15 protein-coding genes are annotated in these 17,921 nt (G+C 68.9%); 9 read left to right on the top strand and 6 right to left on the bottom strand.

Annotated elements, in window-relative coordinates:
- The first annotated feature begins 496 nt into the window (after window positions 1-496).
- The gene (locus tag MLGJGCBP_RS26165; RefSeq protein WP_160099056.1) at window positions 497-2,560 is read left to right on the top strand and encodes a transglycosylase domain-containing protein; all 2,064 of its coding nucleotides are present in this window, start codon (window positions 497-499) and stop codon (window positions 2,558-2,560) included.
- Between the two features lie 83 nt (window positions 2,561-2,643).
- On the opposite strand, the gene MLGJGCBP_RS26170 is transcribed toward MLGJGCBP_RS26165, so the two are convergent.
- On the bottom strand, window positions 2,644-3,936 hold the full coding sequence (locus MLGJGCBP_RS26170) for an SAM-dependent methyltransferase (protein ID WP_160099058.1): 1,293 nt from the start codon (window positions 3,934-3,936) through the stop codon (window positions 2,644-2,646).
- A 301-nt stretch (window positions 3,937-4,237) separates the two neighbouring features.
- On the opposite strand from MLGJGCBP_RS26170, the gene MLGJGCBP_RS26175 reads away from it, so the two are divergent.
- Both MLGJGCBP_RS26175 and MLGJGCBP_RS26180 read left to right on the top strand, forming a co-directional pair.
- The gene (locus MLGJGCBP_RS26175; RefSeq protein ID WP_236581375.1) at window positions 4,238-4,603 is read left to right on the top strand and encodes a WhiB family transcriptional regulator; all 366 of its coding nucleotides are present in this window, start codon (window positions 4,238-4,240) and stop codon (window positions 4,601-4,603) included.
- A gap of 7 nt (window positions 4,604-4,610) precedes the next feature.
- Window positions 4,611-6,389, top strand: a complete 1,779-nt coding sequence (locus MLGJGCBP_RS26180) for an ABC transporter ATP-binding protein/permease (RefSeq protein WP_236581376.1) — start codon at window positions 4,611-4,613, stop codon at window positions 6,387-6,389.
- Window positions 6,390-6,427: 38 nt separating this feature from the next.
- Here MLGJGCBP_RS26180 and MLGJGCBP_RS26185 read toward each other — a convergent pair whose 3' ends face one another.
- Entirely contained in the window at window positions 6,428-8,020 is a 1,593-nt protein-coding gene (locus MLGJGCBP_RS26185; RefSeq protein WP_160099064.1) for an HD domain-containing phosphohydrolase, read from the bottom strand.
- 118 nt (window positions 8,021-8,138) lie between these two features.
- On the opposite strand from MLGJGCBP_RS26185, the gene MLGJGCBP_RS26190 reads away from it, so the two are divergent.
- Genes MLGJGCBP_RS26190 through MLGJGCBP_RS26200 form a run of 3 tightly spaced genes read left to right on the top strand, consistent with a single transcriptional unit; the run spans window position 8,139 to window position 10,110 of the window.
- The gene (locus tag MLGJGCBP_RS26190; protein ID WP_160099066.1) at window positions 8,139-9,224 is read left to right on the top strand and encodes an NAD(P)H-dependent amine dehydrogenase family protein; all 1,086 of its coding nucleotides are present in this window, start codon (window positions 8,139-8,141) and stop codon (window positions 9,222-9,224) included.
- A 56-nt stretch (window positions 9,225-9,280) separates the two neighbouring features.
- Window positions 9,281-9,637 carry an ArsR/SmtB family transcription factor gene (locus MLGJGCBP_RS26195; protein ID WP_160099068.1) on the top strand — a complete coding sequence of 119 codons (357 nt, stop codon included), beginning with the start codon at window positions 9,281-9,283 and terminating at the stop codon, window positions 9,635-9,637.
- A complete protein-coding gene (locus MLGJGCBP_RS26200; protein ID WP_160099070.1) occupies window positions 9,634-10,110 on the top strand; it encodes an SRPBCC family protein in 477 nt (158 codons plus the stop codon). Before MLGJGCBP_RS26195 ends, MLGJGCBP_RS26200 begins: the two co-directional genes overlap by 4 nt.
- 25 nt (window positions 10,111-10,135) lie before the next feature.
- Here MLGJGCBP_RS26200 and MLGJGCBP_RS26205 read toward each other — a convergent pair whose 3' ends face one another.
- Genes MLGJGCBP_RS26205 through MLGJGCBP_RS26220 form a run of 4 tightly spaced genes read right to left on the bottom strand, consistent with a single transcriptional unit; the run spans window position 10,136 to window position 15,183 of the window.
- A complete protein-coding gene (locus MLGJGCBP_RS26205; RefSeq protein ID WP_160099072.1) occupies window positions 10,136-12,121 on the bottom strand; it encodes a 5-oxoprolinase/urea amidolyase family protein in 1,986 nt (661 codons plus the stop codon).
- Window positions 12,118-12,774 (bottom strand): urea amidolyase associated protein UAAP2, encoded by a 657-nt coding sequence (locus MLGJGCBP_RS26210; protein WP_160099074.1) that lies wholly within the window; start codon window positions 12,772-12,774, stop codon window positions 12,118-12,120. The genes MLGJGCBP_RS26205 and MLGJGCBP_RS26210 overlap by 4 nt, the downstream gene beginning before the upstream one ends.
- Complete coding sequence (locus MLGJGCBP_RS26215; RefSeq protein WP_160099076.1) at window positions 12,771-13,616, bottom strand: urea amidolyase associated protein UAAP1; 846 nt, start codon at window positions 13,614-13,616, stop codon at window positions 12,771-12,773. Before MLGJGCBP_RS26215 ends, MLGJGCBP_RS26210 begins: the two co-directional genes overlap by 4 nt.
- A 1-nt stretch (window position 13,617) precedes the next feature.
- Window positions 13,618-15,183, bottom strand: coding sequence for an amino acid permease (locus MLGJGCBP_RS26220; protein WP_160099078.1), 1,566 nt, complete (start codon window positions 15,181-15,183; stop codon window positions 13,618-13,620).
- Between the two features lie 194 nt (window positions 15,184-15,377).
- Between MLGJGCBP_RS26220 and MLGJGCBP_RS26225 the strand changes: the two genes are divergently transcribed.
- The 3 genes from MLGJGCBP_RS26225 to MLGJGCBP_RS26235 all read left to right on the top strand — a co-directional run bounded on the left by MLGJGCBP_RS26225 (window position 15,378) and on the right by MLGJGCBP_RS26235 (window position 17,918).
- Window positions 15,378-16,085 (top strand): TetR/AcrR family transcriptional regulator, encoded by a 708-nt coding sequence (locus tag MLGJGCBP_RS26225; protein WP_160099080.1) that lies wholly within the window; start codon window positions 15,378-15,380, stop codon window positions 16,083-16,085.
- Between the two features lie 61 nt (window positions 16,086-16,146).
- Window positions 16,147-16,497, top strand: a complete 351-nt coding sequence (locus MLGJGCBP_RS26230) for a type VII secretion target (RefSeq protein ID WP_160099082.1) — start codon at window positions 16,147-16,149, stop codon at window positions 16,495-16,497.
- Complete coding sequence (locus MLGJGCBP_RS26235) at window positions 16,494-17,918, top strand: hypothetical protein (RefSeq protein WP_160099084.1); 1,425 nt, start codon at window positions 16,494-16,496, stop codon at window positions 17,916-17,918. The genes MLGJGCBP_RS26230 and MLGJGCBP_RS26235 overlap by 4 nt, the downstream gene beginning before the upstream one ends.
- The last annotated feature ends 3 nt before the right edge of the window (window positions 17,919-17,921 follow it).

The following is a 17,921-nucleotide window of genomic DNA, read 5'->3' on the forward strand; positions in this document are numbered from 1 at the left end:
GAACCACACGAACATCTCGGCCTCGCGTGGGGAGTCGAGAACGTCCACCTCACCTTCCCCGCGGGAACGCGAGAAACGGACGGATCCGGACGGTGACCCCCGACGACCTACGCGAGCAGCACCGCCGCCACTAAAACTTGTACCGCATCTCGAGTGTCCTCTTCCGAAACAACCTCGGCTTCATCAGGTTTCCCAACGATCCGGACTCGCCGAACTCGGTCGCGGCCGCGGAGTGACAGATTCCGATCGAGGTCGACGGCTTCCGCCCCGCCCTTCCCGGGCGTCACCGTCCTGACCGTCCGGGTCGGCCGGAGGAGGACACATGCGATGAATGCGTCGGGTGAGGCATCGCCCATGAGAGGCCGCGCGGCCGGTTGGTCACCCGTCACGTAGTGGCGGATGCGTGTCATTCGCGCCCCAACCGCGCCGAGGGGCCCGATAATCGGGCGAGCACCGGTTGCGTCGTTGCCGGTGCATCGTCGCAGGAGGTGCCGAATTGCAATCCAGGACCGTTCTCAAACTCACCGGCGCCACGGTGGCCGCGGGAGTGCTGCTGGCCGGGGTGATGTTCCCGATCGCCGCCGGGCTCGGGTACGCATCGAACAGGGCCGCCGACAGCGTCGGTAACTCCTCGGCCGAACTGGCCGACGGGGTGGTGCCTGCGGTGACGACGATGACCGACGTCACCGGGACTCCGATCGCCTGGCTGTACGACCAGCGCCGATTCGAGGTCCCCAGCGACCAGATCTCCAACGACATGAAACTGGCGATTCTCTCCATCGAGGACAGACGGTTCGGCGAACACCAGGGGGTGGACTGGCAGGGCACGATGCGGGCGTTCTTCACCAACACCACCAGCGGTCAGATCGAACAGGGCGCCTCGACCATCAATCAGCAGTACGTGAAGAACTATCTGCTGCACGTGGTCGCCAAGACCGACGGCGAACGCCGGGCCGCGATCGAGACCACACCGGTCCGCAAGATCCGGGAGATCCGGATGGCGATGACCCTCGACCAGGAACTCTCCAAAGAGGAAATTCTCACCCGCTATCTGAACCTGGTGCCGTTCGGCAACGGTTCCTTCGGGGTGCAGGACGCAGCCCGCACGTATTTCGGCATCGACGCGAAGGACCTGAACCTGGCGCAGTCGGCGATGCTCGCGGGCATGGTGCAGTCCAGCTCTGCACTCAACCCCTACACCAACCCGGAGGGGGTGTTCGAGCGCCGCAACGTCGTCCTGGACACCCTGGTCGTGAATGTCCCGGACCGGGCCGCCGAGATCCGCGCCCTGAAGGAAACGCCGCTCGGGGTGCTCCCGAAACCGAACAACCTGCCCCGCGGATGCATCGCCGCCGGCGACCGCGGGTTCTTCTGCGACTACGCGTTGCAGTACCTCCAGAACGCCGGGCTGTCCCGGGAGCAACTCGAACGGGGCGGCTACCTGATCCGCACCACCCTCGATCCGGCTGTACAGGGATCGGTGAAGTCGGCGGTGACCAAATACGCCGACCCGAAACTCCCGGACATCGCGAGCGTGATGAACGTCGTGCAGCCCGGACAGGACCAGCACCGGGTCCTGGCCATGGCGGGCAGCCGCAACTACGGCCTGGACGCAGCCGCCGCCGAGACGGTGCAGGAGCTGCCCTATTCACTGTCCGGGCACGGCGCCGGATCGGTGTTCAAGATCTTCACCACCGCAGCGGCCATGGAGAAGGGGCTTCGCCTGAACGCGATCCTCGACGTACCGGGCCGGTTCGATGCCTACGGGATGGGTGACGGCGGTGCCCCCGGGTGCCCCGGAGGCGCCTACTGCGTGCAGAACGCCGCCCCGTATCCGCGGGCGCTGTCGGTCACCGACGCCCTCGCCCAGTCACCGAACACCGCGTTCGTGAAACTTCTCCAGGCCACCGGGGTCGGTGCGACGGTAGACATGGCGGTGCGCCTCGGCATGCGGTCCTACAACGAACCGGGCACTTCCGGGTTCGGGGACCAGAGCCTGGCCGACATGCAGAAGGACCAGAATCTGGGGTCGTTCACCCTCGGCCCGGTGTGGATCAATCCGCTCGAGCTGTCGAATGTCGCCGCGACCCTGGCCTCACACGGCAAGTGGTGCCCGCCGAGCCCGATCGACTCCATCGTCGACCGGCAGGGCCGGCCGGTCCCGCTCACCCAGCAGGCGTGCGAGCAGGTCATCGACCCCGGCCTGGCCGACACCCTGTCCAACGCGCTCAGCAAGGACGATCTGCCCGGTGGCACGGCGTCGGCCGCGGCCGGCGCCGCCGGGTGGAAACTGCCGATGTCCGGCAAGACCGGGACCACCGAATCGCACATGTCGTCGGCTTTCGTCGGGTACACGAACAACCTGGCCGGCAGCGTCTACGTGTTCGGGGATACTCCGACCCCGGGCCAGATCTGCACCAGCCCGCTACGCGCGTGCGGCGACGGAAACCTGTTCGGCGGCACCGAGCCCGCCCGCACGTGGTTCACGGCGATGATGCCGATCGCGAACAACTTCGGCCCCACCGCCCTGCCTCCGATCGACCCGCGCTACGCCCGTTGACCGGGTGATGTGGAGGCCCGCGACGAACTGAGCGGGCCGCCACCCCGTGCGGTTCAGCGCCACCCAGGTTCGGAACGCCAACCCTATGTGTGCGCCCGCAAGAGTTCGTCGCGGGTGCCGGGCATGCCGCTGCTGCCCCGTTCGGTGCTCTTGACTGCCAGAATCTGATTGATTCCGAGCCGGTTCGCCGAGAACGCCAACGCCGCCCCGGCCATGTACAGCCGCCATACCCGTGCCCGCCCGGCGCTGCTGGAGGCCACCGCCTCGTCCCAGTTCGCCTCCAGATTCGCCACCCAGGCCCGCAGGGTCAGCGCGTAGTGCTCGCGCAGCGACTCGACGTCGCGCACCTCGAAGCCTGCCCCTTCGAGCGCGTCGATCATCGGTGCCATCGGTTCGATTTCACCGTCGGGGAACACGTAGCGATCGATGAACGACGTCGTGGAGAACGTGTCCGCGGTTTCGCGTGGTCGCCGCGAGATCGCGTGATTGAGCAACCGGCCCTCCGGGCGTAGCAGTGCGAACAGGTCCGCGGCGTACGTCGACAGCATCGCGTCGCCGACGTGTTCGGCCATGCCGATGCTCGAGATCGCGTCGTAGGGTCCGTCCGCGACGTCGCGGTAGTCCTGGACCCGTATCTGCACCCAGTCCCCCACCCCGGCGTCGACCATCCGTTTGGCGGCGTAGTCCGCCTGCTCGTGGGACAGCGTGACGCCGACGACGTGCGCGCCGTAGTGACGTGCCGCGTGCAGCGCGAAAGTCCCCCACCCGCAGCCGACGTCGAGTACCCGCATCCCCGCGGTCAGGCCGAGCTTGCGGGCCACCAGATCGCACTTGGCGTACTGGGCCGCGTCCAGATCCCCGCCCGGCTCCGCCCAGTACGCACACGAGTACGTCATCGACTCACCGAGCACGAGACGATAGAAATCGTTGCCGACGTCGTAGTGGTGGCTGATCGCGGCGGCGTCCCGAGCCTTGTCGTGCCGGCGCCCGCGCGCCAATTTCATCTCCTCCGCCGGCGGCTTCGGTGGCAGCCCGACGATTCCCAGGCGCAGCGCCGCCGTCACCAGTGCCTTCTTCGTCTGCCCGTCGATGCGCACACCAGGGCCCCGGCTCGGGTCCGCCACCTCCTCCAGCGCGTCCAGTCCGGCGAGCAGGTCACCCTCGATGTCGATGTCGCCGGACACGTAGGCCCGCGCGAAACCGAGATCGTTGGGTGCCCACAGCAACCGCCGCAGACCACGCCGATTGACGAGGTGCACCTGCCAGGGCGCGTCCGCAGGCCCGCTGCGACTGCCGTCCCAGCACCTGATCCCCACCGGGACCTGTGTACCGAGCACCGCGCGAACCAGCGGAGCCACTGTGTCAGCGACCGTCATACCCACCTCCGTCGAAGTGTGGGTCCGGCGTGCGCACTTATGCCGCTCGCCGTGACCCACAGGCCTGTCAACCCACAAACGTCCCGTAATCCACCGTCGACCATATCGATGGAACGTCCATCGCCGCAGACCATCACACCAACTACTGCTACCAATTCGGGCGTCGCCGGTTCGCGAATCACTTCGCACCACACGCCTGGGAACGACTAGGCGAATGTCGGTGTTCTCTGCTCGTCTCGCCGACGACTCTGAAGTGGTCGTCCGGTTCGCCTGGACCGCCGACACAGCGAAAGGACTCTCCGTGCCCACTGACACCCCCGCTGTAGCCGGCCGGAACCTTTCCTGGCAGACGCGTGCCGCGTGCCGTGGTAACGATCTGGGAGTGTTCTTCGCCCCTGACGCCGAACGCGGCAACGCCCGTGCCCGGCGCGAAGCACAGGCCCGGCAGATTTGCCTGCCCTGCCCCGTGCTCGAACAATGCCGCGATCACGCGCTCACGATGGGTGAACCCTATGGCGTGTGGGGTGGTATGACGGAGACGGACCGACGAAGGCACACCAAACGACTCCGCGGCGGTGAACGCCGTCCAGTCGGTTCGCAGACTCTGCATCGACCTCGCGATTTGAGGCAAACGCCCCATGCGACGACGGAACCGGTGGACCGATGATCAGGGCATGACAAAGCGAGTTCAGGAATTACGGAAATCACCGGTCACGACCGAATCGGCGGTCGAACCACCGACCGTCGGACGGTCCGGTACGTGCGTGTCGGATCACGCACCTGACGCGGCGGCCGGCACGCGGGTCGATGCGGTCGACGTGAGCAGGTATGTCGGGGGGCGGCGGATCCTCCAAGAGCTGTCGATGTCGGTCGAACCGGGCGAGGTGGTCGCCATTGCCGGCGGCAGCGGAGCAGGAAAGAGCACGTTTCTGGAAATCCTCGCCGGACTGCAACCACCGTCGGCCGGGGAGGTTCGGCACGACGGCGTCGTCCGCGGGGCCCTTTTCAGCGCCGATTCCCGGATCGGCTACGTACCCCAGGACGACATCATCCACCTCGAGATGCCCCTGCGCCGCACGCTGCGTTACGCGGCGCGGCTCCGGCTGCCCGCGGGCACGTCGGCGGCCGAAGCGGACCGGATCGTCGACGAGACCATGCAGGACCTCGACCTGGCCGATCGGGCCGAGGTGCCGGTCCGGGCGCTGTCCGGCGGCCAACGCAAGCGGGCCGGTATCGCCGTGGAGCTCCTCACCCGGCCGCGCCTCTTCTTCCTCGACGAACCCACCTCCGGGCTCGATCCGTCGACCGCGGCCGACGTGATGCGCCTGCTGCACCGACTCAGCCGGCGCGGGGTCACAGTCGTCCTCACGACACACGAGCCCGCGGGCATCGACCGGTGTGACCGGGTGGTGTTCCTCGCTCGGGACGGCCACCTCGCCTTCACCGGCAGCCCGGCCGAGGCTCGACGCTACTTCGGTGTGGAGGATCTCGCCGAGGTGTACGACCGCCTGGCCCGCGAGCACACCCCTCAGATCTGGGCGCAGCGATTCGCGGCCATCGGGGAGAATGCGGGCACCCGGCCCGAATCGGCTCCGCCGCCCCTCCCGGCCACCCGTTCGGACGTCGAACGCCCAGGCGTGGTGCAGCAATGGTGGCTACTCACACGACGCAATGTCGATGTTCTCCTTCGCAACCGGCTGACCCTGGCGGTCCTGCTCGGCTCACCGGTGCTGGTCACGGCGATGATGGCGACGCTGTTCCAGCGTGGCGCGTTCGATCCGCGCAGCGCGGCCGACCTCGGCCCTGCCCAGATCGTGTTCTGGATCGCCTTCGCGGGATTCTTCTTCGGCCTCACGTATGGCCTGCTCCAGATCGTCGGGGAGATGGCCGTCTTCCGGCAGGAGCGCCTCGGCGGGCTCAGCGTGGGCGCCTACGTGGCATCCAAGGTGACAGCGCTGCTTCCGGTACTGGCCGGAGTGAGCGCGCTGCTTCTCGGTGTTCTGCGGGCGCTCGGTCGGCTCCCCGCCGCCGGATGGCACGTGTACGCCTTCCTGTTCGTGACGATCGTGATCGAAGCGACGTCCGCACTGGTCCTCGGTCTGCTCGCGTCGGCCGCGGTCTCCAACGCCGCGCAGGCCGCCCTCGCCCTGCCGATGCTCTGCTTTCCCCAGGTTCTGTTCGGTGGCGCCATCGTCCCCGTCGACGAGATGGCCGTCCCGGGACGGCTGATGAGCCTCGGCCTGTCCAACCGCCACGCCTTCGAAGCATTGGGTCGCGACCTGGATCTCGACCGGTACAGCGCCACGGTGCCGGCCATGTCCGCCTACGGCGACACCTTCCGGGGTGGTACCGGCGGCAGTCTCATCGCGCTCGCCTCGTTCACCGTGGTCCTCATACTCGTCACGGTGTGGGTACTGGACCGGCGGTCCCGGCCCGGCGCATCCCGGCGATGACGGCCCGGCACGGTCGGTCCCGCCGGGCGGTGGATGCGTCACTTTTCCGCGACCGCCGTGGCCGGGAAGCCCACCAGACCCCGGTCGATCGCGGCGAGACTGGCCTGCGTGCGGTTGTTGACACCGAGCTTGGCGTAGACACGTTCGACGTGGTTGCGTGCGGTCTTTTCGGCGATGAACAGGTCGGCGGCGATCTCCCGGTTCGATCGGCCCTGTGCGACGAGTCGCAGGATCTCCACCTCGCGGTCGGTCAATCCGGCCGGCCAGGGCGTCCGCCGGGACACCCGCTGACCGGCCGCCGCCAGCACGGCGGCCACCGACTCGGCGTCGAGGCGTCCGGCACGCGCCTCCTCCCGCAACCGATCGGCGGCGCCGCGAGCATCGAGCGCCGACCGGTGTGGACGCGGCTCGAGCAGACCCTGGTACGCTTCCGCCGCGGCGAGCAGCCGGTCCTTCGCGGTCAGTTCCGCGCCGCCGATCCCGCGAGGAAAGCCGGACCCGTCGATCCTTTCCCGGTGCTTCATCGCGACGGACACCACCGACTCCAAGCCGTTGACTCGGCTCAGTATCCGGCCGGTCAGATCCGGATACATCCGTACCCGTTCCCTTTCGGCCGTGGTCAGCGGACCCTTCTTCTCCCAGATCTGATTGGACACTCCCATCTTGCCGAGGCTGTGCACGAGGCCGGCGCGGTAGAGATGCGTGACGTCCGGTGGTGACATGCCCAGGTGCCGGGCCGCACCGGCCGCCAGGCTCGCGACGCCACGCGAATGCCCCAGTGTGAACGGAGATTTGAGATCGACGAAATCAGCCATGGCCCTGAGCAACTCGTCGCTCTCCTCGACCGTCAGGGTTCGGTCGCGATCCGGAGCCTGGGTCAACGCCGCAATCCATACGTCCATGTCGAACAACCCGTCCACGATTGCCGCCGCGTCACGTTCGAACACGTCCGCCACGGCCGGGCTGAACTGACTGCCGCGCCGGGAACGGAGAACGTCCTTCGCGTGCTCGAGCCCACCCGTCCGCAGGTGCACCTCGACGACGTCTGCCACATGGGCGATGTGGATCTCGACCGGGATGCCCTCTCCGCGACACCCGTTGGGCAGCCCTCGACCGTCCCAGCGCTCGAAGACGTAGGCCAGCGCCCTTCCGACCTGCCCGTCCAAACCCATCCGATCGGACAGAACCCCGGCGGAACTGCAATGCGAATTGATCAGTGTGGCGACCTGGCTGCGAGCCGCGACCAGAAACACGGCGGCGCTGATACCGCGCTCCCAGCCGGGCAATCCGCGCCCCACGTGACTCGTCATCAGCCGAAGAAACGGCAGACCGGTCATGTCCACCGCGTAGGTGTCGGCCCGGAAGGCGATGTCGTCGCCGACGAGTGCCGAGAGTTCGTGGGAGTCGGCGTGACAACCGATCCATCCGACCAGATTGGCGTAGTACACGGTCGCTTGCTGCTGGGAGTCGAGTCCCATCCGCTCGGCGATCCGTATCGCGATCAGGGACGATCGAAGCATGTGCTCCATCGGTTGCCCCAGACCGAGGTCGATCGCCAGCGATACCGCGGCCAGCAGTTCGGCTCTGCTCAGTCCCTTTTCCGAGCCGGGGAGCGTCCCGTTCGGGTGCATCTACCCATTCTCTACCTGAACACGGCCGTAGGCGCTGCCGCGGACGTTTCGCCGAACGGGACGGGTGTTGCCCGATTCGGACCATGACCGTCTCGCGAACTGGGTAGGGTCCGATTACATGGCTGACCAGGGGAAGATCCGGACCGTGGTGTGGGGAACCGGGAATGTGGGGCGGGCCGCGATCCGTGCCGTCGACGCCCACCCCGGACTGGAGCTGTCGGCGGTGATCGTGGCGAACCCGGAGAAGGTCGGTCGCGACGCCGGAGACCTCGCGGGCCTGGACCGCTCGCTCGGGGTGACGGCCACCGACGATGCCGGCGCCGTGCTCGCGAATTCCCCCGGCGCCGTCGTCTACTCCGCGTCGGGTGACATTCGCCCGGACGATGCGGCGGCCGACATCACCCGCGCCCTCGCGGCCGGGGCGGTCGTCGTGACGCCGTCGATCTACGCGCTGTACGACCAGCGCAACGCGCCGGCGGAGTTGCGCGACCCGATCGTAGCGGCGGCGAAGTCGGGCGGCGGCGCGCTGTTCGTGTCGGGCGTGGATCCCGGATGGGGCAACGACGTCCTGCCGATCCTGATGACGGGCCTGGCGGGCACGATCGACCGGATCCGGTGCCAGGAGATCTTCGACTACACCACGTACGACCAACACGATTCGGTGCGGTACCTCGTCGGCATGGGCCAGCCGATGGACTACGAACCGCCGATGGTCGCGGCGACGGTGCCGACGATGGTGTGGGGCGGCCAGATCCGGCTCATCGCCCGTGCCCTCGGGGTGGAACTCGACGAGATCCGGGAGACCCTGCTCCGCCTGCCGCTCGAGGAGACGATCACCACCGAACTCATGGGCGAGTTCGAGGCGGGCACCCAGGGGGCGCTGCGTTTCGAAGTCCAGGGCATCGTGGGCGGCGAACCCCGCATCGTCATCGAGCACGTCACGCGGATCCACCCGTCGTGCGCCCCGGACTGGCCCGTGCCACCGGACGGCGGGGACGGCGCCCACAGGGTGATCATCGAGGGCCGTCCACGGATCGAGGTCACTGTGGAGGCCACCGACGAGGGCGGCAATCGAGCGGCCGGCGGCAATGCCACCGCGGTGGGGCGCCTGGTCAACGCGATTCCGTGGCTGCGGACGGCCGCGCCGGGGCTCTACGACGCCCTGGACGTCCCGCTCGTCGCCGGTCGCGGCAAGCTCGGCTGACCCACCCCAACAGTTATCCCTTGCGCTAACCATCGTTGCGGTGAATACTTTGCCTTGTGGCTCAGTATCCGGAGAAGCTGAACGGCATCTTCCAGGCACTCGCCGACCCCACCCGGCGGGCGGTGCTCGGTCGTCTGAGCCGCGGCCCGGCCACGGTCAGCGAACTCGCGAAACCGTTCGACATGGCCCTGCCCTCCTTCATGAAGCACATCCACTTCCTCGAGGACAGCGGGTGGATCCGGACACGCAAGGAAGGCCGGGTACGGACGTGCGAGATCGAGAAGGCGCCGTTCACGGCAGTCGAACTGTGGCTCGCGGAGCAACAGGAACTCTGGGAGGGCCGCACCGACAGGCTCGAACACTTCGTCACCGAACACACCGTCACCACTCACGCGAAGGACACACCACAATGACCGACACTGCGAGACCCGATCTCGACCTCACGATTTCGCGCATCATCCGGGCGCCCCGGGCTGTCGTGTGGCGCGCCTGGACCGATCCCGCCAGCTTCGAACAGTGGTGGGTCCCCGCACCCTCCCGGTGCCGGGTCGTCGCCATGGAACTACGCCCGGGCGGCGCGCTCACCACCCAGATCAGTGAGGACGGCGGCGAATTCGTGCCCCACCTGAGCGGCTGCTTCCTCGCCGTCGACGAACTCGAACGCATCGTGTTCACCAACTCCCTGGTCGGTGGCTGGCGGCCCGCCGAGCAGCCGTTCATGACCGCGATCATCACGTTGACCGACCACCCGACGGGCACCGAATACGTCGCCCACGTGATGCACAAGAACAGCGCCGACCGCGACACCCACGAAGAAATGGGCTTCTACGACGGGTGGGGCACCGTCACGGAGCAACTCGCCGAACTCGCCGAGCGACAGGCGTAATCGAGGAGACCGGACAAGCGCCAGTTCAGCCCACCGTCGCGAACTCCCCTGCCGCGGACCATCGTTGCCGCTCGGCGGCGAATGCGACGGCCTGCTCCGCGCGGAATCCGCCGATCGATTCGGCGTTCGCCGCGAGGAACTGCTGGTGCTCGGCAAGAGAGAACGTGCCCTCCGTGATCTCGATGCCGCCGCCGCGGCCCGCGGCGACGTCGGATCGCAGGTCCATCAACTCGTCCGGTTCCACGGGGTACCAGGAGATCCGGTCGAAGAAGCGGAGCAGCCACGGGGTGCCGTCCTCGAACGGTCCGGACTTCTCGGGATGCCGATGGTTCCACACCTGGGTGGTGCGGCCGACGAACTGGTAGCCGCCGGGGCCCTCCATTCCGTAGATGCACAGGTACGCCCCACCGATGCCGACCGCGTTCTCCGGCGTCCACGTGCGGGCGGGGTTGTACTTCGTGGTGACCAGCCGGTGCCGCGGGTCGAGGGGTGTCGCGACGGGAGCGCCGAGGTACACGTCGCCGAGTCCGAGCACCATGTACTCCGCACCGAAGACGGTGTCGAAGACGTCGTCGACACTGCCGAGGCCGTTCATGCGGCGGATGAACTCGATGTTCCACGGGCACCACGGCGCGTCGGCGCGGACTCCGTGCATGTACCGCTGGATCGCCTCCCGCGTCGAGGGATCGTCCCACGACAGCGGCATCCGCACGGACCTGCTCGGCACCACGAGTTCGTTCGCCGCGGGCAGCGCGTCCTCCGCCTCGGCGAGCAGCCCCATCAGCTTCGGGATCGGCAGCACATCGGGGTCGACCCGGACCTGCAGCGACCGGATGCCCGGTGTCAGGTCGAGGAGCCCGGCCGGTTTCTCGACCTCGAGCCGCTGGTGCAGCGCATGCGCGCGAGCCCGCAGCGCGAGGTCGAGGCTCATGTCGCCGTATTCGACGAGCACGTTGTCGTCGCCGGACCGCCGGTACGTCACGGCGGTCTCGCCGTCGCGCCGGGCGATCACGCCGTCGTCCCGGTCCCCGACGGTGGAGAAGACCGTTGAGAACGCCGCCCGCCGCGCAGGCCCCAGCGCGCGGGTGGACGCGGCCCGGTCGGCCCGGATCGGCACGAAGCGCACCGTGTCGCCGGGGGCCAGCTGTCCGAGCTTCCAGCGTTCCGCGGAGACGACCGTGACGGGGCACACGAACCCGCCGAGGCTCGGCCCGTCCGGGCCCAGGAGGATCGGGGTGTCTCCCGTGAAGTCCAGTGCGCCGACCGAATACGCGTTGTCGTGGATGTTGGACGGGTGCAGTCCCGCCTCGCCGCCGTCCGTGCGCGCCCAGTCGGGTTTGGGCCCGATCAACCGCACCCCGGTGCGGTCGGAGTTGAAGTGCACCTCGTAGTCGGTCCGGTACAGCGTGTCGATGTCGGCGCGGGTGAAGAATTCGGGTGCCCCGTGCGGACCCTCGGTGACCGCAATCTCCCAGCGACTGCACAGGGCGGGAACGTGTTCGGCGGGAACGGCGGCCGCGCGGGTGCCGTCGTGCTCACCGACCGCGAGCACATCGCCCTGTCGCAGCGTGCGGCCCTGATGACCGCCGAACTTGCCGAGCGTGAAAGTCGAGGCACTGCCGAGGAAGTCGTCGACGTCGAGCCCACCCTGCACGAGGAGGTAGATGCGCAGGCCGGGCCCGGCGACCGCGCCGACGTCCAGGGTCCCGCCCGCCGGAACCCGCACCGGACGCCACTGCGCGTGCAGCACACCGTCGACGGTGACCGGCGCGGGCGCGCCGGTCACGCAGACCACCGTCTCCTCGTCGAACTGCAACGCGGGACCGGACATGGCGCATTCGATTCCGGCGGCGCCCTCGTCGTTGCCGAGCGCGGTGTTCCCGAGCCGGAACGACAGGTCGTCCATCGGACCTGACGGCGGCACCCCGACGTGCCAGTACCCGGTCCGGCCCGGGAAATCCTGGACCGTGGTGAGCATGCCGGGCCGCTGCACGGTGATCTTGGCGCTCATGCGGGTGCTCCCGCCGGCCGGGTCACGATCATCCGCACCGGGGTCGGATCGAAACCGTTGCAGGGGTTGTTGATCTGCGGGCAATTGGACACCAGTACCAGAACGTCCCGTTCCGCGCGGAGCGCGAGCCGGCGGCCCGGTGCCGACAGTCCGTCGACGATGCCGAGTGTGCCGTCGGCGTCGACGGGGACGTTCATGAAGAAGTTGATGTTCGACACCAGATCCCGCTTGCCGATCCCCCACCGCGACCCTTCCGCGAGGAAGTTCTCGACGCAGGCGTGCTGATGCTTGGTGTGGTGGCCGTACCGCAGGGTGTTCGACTCCTGGGAGCAGGCGCCGCCCACCGTGTCGTGCGAGCCGACCTCGTCGGCGACGAGCGTCATCAGCGCGTCGTGATCGTCGGTGCGGAGCACACTTCCCGTGGTCAGGAACAGATTTCGCTGCGCCGACACCGTCGCGGCGGCCGAGTACCGTTGCCGGTGGTCGTCGGCCGCGTAGATCAGGGTGTCGACGGCCTGGTTGCCGTACAGATCCACGACGGTCAGGACGTCGCCGGCCGCGACGACGGCGGACCAGGGTCCGCGGGCGCCGACCTCCTCGTCCAGGATCACCGTTCCCGGTACCAGCGGCGCGGTCTCGATGGTGGTGGTCATGCCTGCTCCCGTCCCTGGCGCTGCGCGGCAGCCCAGACGTCTTCGGTGTTGAGGAAGGCGCGCCGGTACTCCGGGTCGGCGTCGACGGGCGCGGCCACGTCGGCGCCGGTCCAGGCGAGCACTTCGAGCGCGGTCGTGTCGTACGTCGGCGACGGATCCAGCGGGTGCGCCGTGTTGGCGATCAGGACGATCACCGGGAGGTGGATCACGAGTTCGACGGCGGTGTCCGGGCCGGCGGATCCGATGCTGTTCAGCGAACCGTCCGCACCCACCCGCACCCCGTGGAAGAACGACAGCGACGGCGGGAGGTCGCGGCGCTCGAGCCCGTGCTTCGCGGCCGCCACGGTGAAGAGTTCACGGCCGGCCGGAGACGCCGAATGCAGGCTGCCGTCACCGTATTTCGCGGTGTTCGTGGCGAGCGACGTGGTGCCGCAGAGGGCGTCGTGCCGCCCGGACCCGTCCGACACGACGGTCGCGAGGACGCGCCCCTGATCGGAGAGCAGCGGATGCCCGGCCCCCGTGTACGCCTGCCACGGCACCTTCACGGTGTCGGCGACGTTGAGCCGCTCCCACGGCGCGTCCGCCCGGTACAGCAGCAGGTGGGCGCAGGCCCGGCCGTCGAGGTCCCGCAGTCGCAGCCGGGTGCCCCGGCCCAGCACCTTCGTCGAGTACCGGCCGCCGGGAACGGTCTCCGCCCACGTGAGCAGCGCCGGATCGACACCGGATGGCGGGGTGGGCCAGGACGCCGCCGGGACCACCGGCATCGAGTCGGTGACCACGCCCGACTGGGCACGCGCGTGTTCCTTCGCGGCGCTGGTGGTCGAGGTGTCCACTGAGGTCATGTCAGGCTCCGATCGTGACGGGGTTGGGGGTCGTGCGGCCGCGCGGGAAGCATGCGATCCCGAGCGCGACCACGGCGGCGACGGTGACCGGGGCGGCCCACCGCAGGAGGGGGTAGTCGCCGCTGGGGTCGAAGATTTCGGCGCGCGGCCAGGACAGGTTGACGACCATCAGGGCGCCGTAGCCGACCGCCAGGATGTTCACGGGCAGTCCGAACCGCCCGAGGGAGAACAGCGTCCGACCGTCCGCGTCGACCTGCGGTCCCCCGTGCGGCCAGCCCTTCAGCCTGCGCAGCAGCAGTGGCACCGTGACCATGAGATAGGCGAGGTAGATGAGGATGATGCAGACGCTCGACAGGGTCGCGAAGATCGCGGAGTTCCCGACGTTGACGGCGAGGATGCCGATGCACACGAGGCCGATCAGGACGGACGGCGCAATGGGGGTGCCGGTGCGGGGGTTCACCGTCGACAGAATCCGCGAGGCCGGCAGCCGGCCGTCCCGGGCCATAGAGAACACCAGGCGCGACGCCGCCGTCTGGATGGCGAGCGTGCAGACGAACACGGCGATCGCGACGTCGACGAGGAGCAGGGTTCCCCACGGGGAGCTGAGGATCGACGAGAGCACATACGGCAGGCCCTCGGCGGCGAGACGACCGTCCGTCAGGCTCGGCGCAGCCATCAGCGCGCCAATGATCATCAGCCCGCCGCCGAGCGCCGACACGGACAGCGCGAGGCGGATCGTGCGCGGTGCGACCCGGCGCGGGTTCCTCGTCTCCTCGGCGAGTTCGCCCGCCGAACCGAACCCGACCATCACGTACGCCGCCATCAGACCCGAGACGATCCAGGCCCACCCGTACCCGGGCGACGCGCCCGCCGTGCCGGTGTCGAACACGACGTCCGGCCCGCGGCGGGCGTGGGTGAGGAACATGCCGATCACCGCGATGACCCCGACGATCTCGCAGGTGACACCGATGTTGTTGATCCGGGACATCCAGTTGACGCCGATGCAGTTGATGAACGTGGTCAGCACGAGCAGGACGGAGCCGAGGAGCACCGCGTTGGCGGCACCGCTCGCGGACGTCAGGGTGCTGTCCTCCCCGATGATCTGGAATCCGCTCCACACGTTGGGGAGAACGACCTGCAGGGCGATGGCCGCGGCGGACGCCGTCACCATCTGCGCGAGGATCATGAACCATCCGGCGAACCAGCCGACCACCTCGCCGCCCATCCGGCGGGACCACTGGTAGATCGCCCCCGAGATGGGGTACCGGGCGGCGAGTTCGGCGAAGTTGAGCGCCACCATGAACTGGCCGGCGAACACCACCGGCCACGTCCAGAAGAAGGCAGGCCCGGCGAACCCGAATCCGAGCCCGAAGAGCTGGAAGATGGTGGTGAGGATGGAGACGAACGAGAAACCGGCGGCGAACGACGCGAACTTGCCCAGGGAACGGTGGAGTTGCTGCTCGTAACCGAATTCGCCGAGGTCACCCGTGTCGTCGACGCCGGACGGGCGGGAAGGTGCGGGAGCCGGCGCGGTCGGAACCTGCGCAGTCCTTGTGGGTGTACTCAAGGGCGTACTCCTTCGGCGAGAGCAATATCTGTCGCTCGATAGTTTTCTCGTCGGGAGGCCTCGATGGGTGACGCCCGCGTATCCAGATCGCGGTCGGCCGTAACAGCATCGTTGCCTACGTTTCGGTCGCGTGACGAAACCCTCACGGAGGGTGGTCGGGGCCGGGTCCGGACACGACCTGACATCATGGAGCGGTGACCACAGGGCCGGGACGACCCCGACTGACCAGTCAGCGCAGACCGGGGCAGACCACACCCGAGGAGATCCTCGACGCCGCCGGAGAGTTGTTCACCACCAAGGGTTTCGCCGCCACCTCGACCCGGCTGATCGCCGAGATGGTCGGCATCCGGCAGGCGTCGCTCTACCACCACTTCCCCAACAAGGAGGAGATCCTGGCGGCATTGCTCGAGGAGACGGTCTCCCCGGCGCTCGCCGCCGCCGGACGGCTCACCGACGCCGCCGCCCCCGCCACGGTGCGCCTGCATGCACTGGCCACCTTCGACGTCACCCAACTCACGACCACCAGATGGAATCTCGGTGCGCTGTACCTTCTCCCGGAACTGCTGACCGATCGATTCGAGCCGTTCCGCACCCAACGCACCCTGCTGCGCGGGCACTACCGGCAACTGGCGGACCGGGCCCTCGCGGAAATCAACCGCGATTCCGGCAGCACCTCCCCGGCCCTGGCCGACCTGCCGTTCCGAATCGTCGAGAGCGCCATCGCAACCCGCGCCGACATCGAACGCGGACTGCTGCCCGGGCCCGAGAACGAGGGCGCTGCCGGACTCCTCGCCGACGCCTGCCTCCGCACCCTCGGATGGACGGAGTCGCTCGACGAAATCCGGGCGAAGTCGCGTGCACTGCTCGCCGAGACCGAGGGCGGAACACCCCTTCACCGCTAGCCGTGCCTGTCGTTCCCGTGCGATAAAGTCTGGCGAACGCTTAAACACTGGGGGGGTTATCTTGAGCGAAGTCTTCGTCGTCACGGACGGCATCAGGAACTACGGCGCCACCGCCGCGCAGGCCGCCGAACACATCAGCAGCGCCGCCGCACTCGATCTCGGGGCGAACCTCGCGGCGCTCGCGCCCGTGTTCGGCCCGATCGGAGCCGACTTTCTCGCGTCCTTCGCTGCCGCGCAGGCAAACCACGCCGCATCGGTCGCCGAACTCGCCGCGCACTACGCGCAGACCGCCATCGCGGCCGACGCCACCGCCCGGTCCTACGACTCCGTCGACGGCGCAAACGGCGCCGCGCTCGGTGCTGTCGGCGACGGATTCGGTGCTGTCGGCGACGGACTCGGGGGCCTCGCATGACCGCCCCCGAATCCGCCGGACAGCCCGCCGAGCGCGGATCGATTCTCGACCTGATCCAGGGCTCACCCGTCGGCGACGCCCTCGCCACACCACTGCCGAGCACCCCGCTCGAGGCCCTGCAGAATTCCCCGCTCGGCCCGTTGCTGGATGCGCCGCTCGGTGAGCTGCCACCGTTGCCGGCGCTGCCACCGTTACCGGCCCTGCCATCGTTGCCGCCCCTGCCGCCGAACCCGGTCGAGGCACTGCTGCAGGGGCACGCCCTGCCCGCGCTGCCGGGTGTGGACGAATTGTTCAGGCCGCTCACCGATCTCGCCGGGAGCTTCGGCACCGGCACGTTCGGCGCGTTCGATCCGACGTCGGTCCTCGACATGTCCTCGGGCATGATCGACAAGGCCCTGTCGATGAGCCTGTCGGGTCTGAAGGTCCTCGACCAGATCTGGCAGAGCCAGGCGGCGCAAGCGGCGCAGTCCCAGGGTGTGCAGGCCCAGGCGAGCGGCACCGAACTGAGCGAACGTGGCACGGAGATCTCGGCCACCACCCAGACCGCCGCCGCATCCGTGGCGCGGGGCAACGCGAACCTGATGACGATCTCGGAGTCGTTCGCGGCCACCGCGGTCGCCGCCGCGCCGATGGTGATGACTCCGCCCGGGCAGGCAATGTTGCTCGCGTCCGCGGCCGAGCACATCAAGGCGGCCATCGGAGTGGTGACGCAGACCCGCACCGAACTGAACGAACAGACCCTCACGATGAACGGTCTCGCCGCGCCGGTCCCGGTGCCGCCGCCCCCGGCACCCGGAGCCGTGGCGGGGGCGGCGCCGACGTCGCCGTTCGCCGTCGCGTCCACCGTCATCGAGGGCGTGGGCAAGCCGATGATCTCCACCGTCACCGACGGTGTCGGCGACCTGGTGTCGGCGAGTACCCAGGCGGCCGGTGTCTCCTCGTCCGACCTGCCCGCCGACACCGTCGCGGCGAAATCCGCCGTCACCCCGGCACACGGGGCCGCCGGCGGCGTTCCCGGCGCGGTGGGCACGGCCGGCGGCGCGGGAATCGGCATGTACGGCGGCGGCGCGGGCGGAAGCGTGTCCGCGGGTGGCGGTTCGGTACCCCGCGGAACGGTTTCCGGGGCGGTCGTGCCCCCGGCGACTGCGACCCCGGCGACACCGGGCACCGCTCCGGCACCCGGCGCCACTCCGGCCGCCTCGTCCCCCCTCGCACCGGGCGGGGCAATGGGCGGGATGGGCGGCGCCGGCATGGCAGGCGCCGGGCGCGGTGGCGACGAACAGCTGATCGGCCGTTCCACACCGAGCTACCTCGTCAACGCCGGTGAGAACAACGCGTTCGTCGGCGACCTGCCGATGGTCGCGCCTGCCGTGATCGGTGGCGAGGATCTCGACGACACCGCGTTCGGCGATCGGGGCTGATCG

This window comes from Rhodococcus sp. T7 (genome assembly GCF_009872365.1).
Classification (GTDB): Bacteria; Actinomycetota; Actinomycetes; order Mycobacteriales; family Mycobacteriaceae; genus Rhodococcus_F.

Bases quoted from the DNA above. Each gene is read 5' to 3' on its own strand.
- MLGJGCBP_RS26170 (WP_160099058.1), bottom strand. From the start codon at position 3,936: ATGACGGTCGCTGACACAGTGGCTCCGCTGGTTCGCGCGGTGCTCGGT.
- MLGJGCBP_RS26215 (WP_160099076.1), bottom strand. From the start codon at position 13,616: ATGACCTCAGTGGACACCTCGACCACCAGCGCCGCGAAGGAACACGCG.
- MLGJGCBP_RS26185 (WP_160099064.1), bottom strand. From the start codon at position 8,020: ATGCACCCGAACGGGACGCTCCCCGGCTCGGAAAAGGGACTGAGCAGA.
- MLGJGCBP_RS26190 (WP_160099066.1), top strand. From the start codon at position 8,139: ATGGCTGACCAGGGGAAGATCCGGACCGTGGTGTGGGGAACCGGGAAT.
- MLGJGCBP_RS26205 (WP_160099072.1), bottom strand. From the start codon at position 12,121: ATGAGCGCCAAGATCACCGTGCAGCGGCCCGGCATGCTCACCACGGTC.
- MLGJGCBP_RS26210 (WP_160099074.1), bottom strand. From the start codon at position 12,774: ATGACCACCACCATCGAGACCGCGCCGCTGGTACCGGGAACGGTGATC.
- MLGJGCBP_RS26200 (WP_160099070.1), top strand. From the start codon at position 9,634: ATGACCGACACTGCGAGACCCGATCTCGACCTCACGATTTCGCGCATC.
- MLGJGCBP_RS26180 (WP_236581376.1), top strand. From the start codon at position 4,611: ATGACAAAGCGAGTTCAGGAATTACGGAAATCACCGGTCACGACCGAA.
- MLGJGCBP_RS26235 (WP_160099084.1), top strand. From the start codon at position 16,494: ATGACCGCCCCCGAATCCGCCGGACAGCCCGCCGAGCGCGGATCGATT.